Annotated in this window: 1 protein-coding gene; it reads right to left on the reverse strand. The window is 57.0% G+C overall.

Annotated elements, in window-relative coordinates; translation table 11 throughout:
- The coding region (locus tag AB2L51_RS15300) for a hypothetical protein (protein WP_400922715.1) at positions 1 to 181 on the reverse strand (181 nt) is incomplete at its 3' end.
- Positions 182 to 249: the final 68 nt, after the last annotated feature.

Raw genomic sequence — 249 nt, forward strand, 5'->3', positions numbered from 1 at the left:
GTGCAGTAGCGGCTGGCTTTACCGGTGCAGGTGCGGGTGCAGGCGTCGGCTCCTTGGCCGCGACCTTGTCGGACGAGCCGAACGGCCACCAGCTGCCGCCATCGGCGTCATTCTTCGGAGTCTGTGCACAACCGGTAATCGCGAAACACAGGGCCAGAGCGAGAGTTTGTTTGGACGACATTGGAAACCCACAAAAATTAGTAATGGACAATCAGAGGACTTTCGCCCGGATAAACAGACGCTTTGAAT

It is taken from the genome of Acetobacter fabarum (assembly GCF_040702925.2).
GTDB lineage: Bacteria > Pseudomonadota > Alphaproteobacteria > Acetobacterales > Acetobacteraceae > Acetobacter > Acetobacter fabarum_B.